This window comes from Nitrospirota bacterium, from assembly GCA_016212185.1.
Classification (GTDB): domain Bacteria; phylum Nitrospirota; class Thermodesulfovibrionia; order UBA6902; family DSMQ01; genus JACRGX01.
Window position 1 is genome coordinate 1 of the sequence record JACRGX010000017.1, and the last position, 2030, is coordinate 2030.

A 2030-nucleotide genomic window follows, 5' to 3' on the forward strand; every position below is an offset into this window, starting at 1 on the left:
GATACTGTCAAAAGTTTTATGAAGAATAAGCAGGGCAAGGGTATTTGATATGAAGATTTTTTGTAGCAGTTTAGTTCTTGGAAGTAATTGTGTCACTGCGAGTCGTCAGACTTCGACGAACTCTGGCGAGGAGTGTAGCGACGAAGCAGTCTTTTAAAAGATTTCCTGCCTGACGCCTGCCTAACGGCAGTCAGGGCAGTCAGGCTTCGCAAAAATCGCTCGCAATGACACATCCGTAGGGATGCTTTTAAATAATGCGCTATTGTTCTTTAAAATAAGTTGTCGGGCTTCGTTGGGCTTTGTTGAGCGGATCAAGAAGCCATAGACAGGATTTTGGACCACTTGCCTTGGATGGTCGAGATAGCGTTAAGGTTTGGTATCTCAACGGGTGTTCTATAGCCTAATGCCATATGCGGCCGCAAGAAGTTGTAGTGAGTCGCAAAGAGCGCGATAAGCGCCATAGCGCCGTTGTTTGATTTAAAGCCATGCGATGGGCGAACGTGGAATTTGAATGTCCTGTTGAGGCGTTCAATGAGCTGTTTAAACGGCCTATAAGTCGTTGATTCTTCGTCAAGGTTTTGCAAGCCGACTACCTGGCGATGTTCAATGGGCGGTAATTCTTCAGGACGCCGTGAGTTCAAGAACATAATGCCTGCGGAATAAGAAGGATTGGCATCCGTTATCAGCGTAAGTTTTTGTTCGGGCTCTGCTGTACGTATAGCCTCAGACATTGCAATGGCAGCAGGCAGGGTTTTGCGGGAATGAGCTAAATGATAAGCCGTGATCTTATGGTTTTTTGACGATATGAATAAAAATACAAAAGCGTCTTGTCCTGAGATTTTGATATACGTCTCATCCCCGGCTGAGATGTCATCAATAGGGCCTTTAAACTGCATATTAAAAGCGTGGCAATGGAATGAAGCGGCTTCGGCGTAGTTTAAGACGGTTTGATAAGAGACGTTAATATTAAAGATCCATCGTAAGATAAAGGCTGTTTTTCTGGCGCTGACGGCGAATGAGACGTAAAAAGACAGTATAAGGCCTAAGATATTATCGGAGTTATGGATCTTTGTTATGTCGATCTTAGGTTTTATCGGACTTGAATGTGTAAGTTCGCCGGGTTTAAAAAGATATTCGCGATAGGTGTAGCATAGCTTGAATTGAGATGATTTTGTTCTGCGGACGGTATTTTCTGATTCATTGAGTTTTTTGATAGCGCGAATACGGTGAGGGCAGTTGTCGTTGGAGCATTTATAGATAACGACGTCAACGCGGGTTTTCCAGCGGAACATGGCGCCCGAACAATAGGGGCAGAAGTATTTGGCTTTTAGAGCTGTCCTGAATCGTTTTTCCGTATGGAAGTTAGACGAGCAGATTTTGCAGCGTAATTGTGTTCTTTGACGGCCGTTGTTGTAATACAGATACGTATGAGGCGCCTGGCAGAACGGACAGGATTCTTTTTCGGGTACAGGCTGTCCGTGTTGTATTTTAACAGGTTTAAGCGCCTTACCGTGTTTAGCCTGATAAGCATTTAAAAGAATCTTGTAATCTAGATTTTGGGCTTTTTTTTAACGTTGTCGGTTAAGGGCGGAGTTTTATCGACGTAAAAATCCCGGTAATTCGGGTGTTGTTCTTTAAAAGTGTTCTTTGGTTTAGACGGTAAGTTAGCGCGATTTTTAAGAACACTTGAGAGCTCTTTGACGATCATTTCGATCTGTTCACGGTTAAACCTTGAGCAGATCCAGATAACAAAACGAGAGATTTGATTCATGAGATTTATCCTCCTTAATTGACTACAATAACCATTTTTTAGGGGGAGACAAGTCTTTTTATCAAAACTCTTTAAAAATAAAGAAGATAAAAGAATTTAAAGCAAAAACTTTTGACAGAACGGCGTCATTTAAAGGGGGATAAAATGACAAAGCTGAATCTATCGGAACTTCCTAAAAATATTTTAAATGAAACGCTTCTTAGCCTCAAAAATCTGCTTGAGGCTGAGTCCGCATCTCTTTTTTTGCTGGACAGAGAGC

The 2030-nt window shown here is 42.3% G+C and carries 1 protein-coding gene; it reads right to left on the reverse strand.

From position 1 onward, the window contains the following. Positions 1-311: 311 nt before the first annotated feature. The gene (locus HZA10_01620) at positions 312-1292 is read right to left on the reverse strand and encodes a DDE-type integrase/transposase/recombinase (GenBank protein ID MBI5195001.1); all 981 of its coding nucleotides are present in this window, start codon (positions 1290-1292) and stop codon (positions 312-314) included. Between the last annotated feature and the right edge of the window lie 738 nt (positions 1293-2030).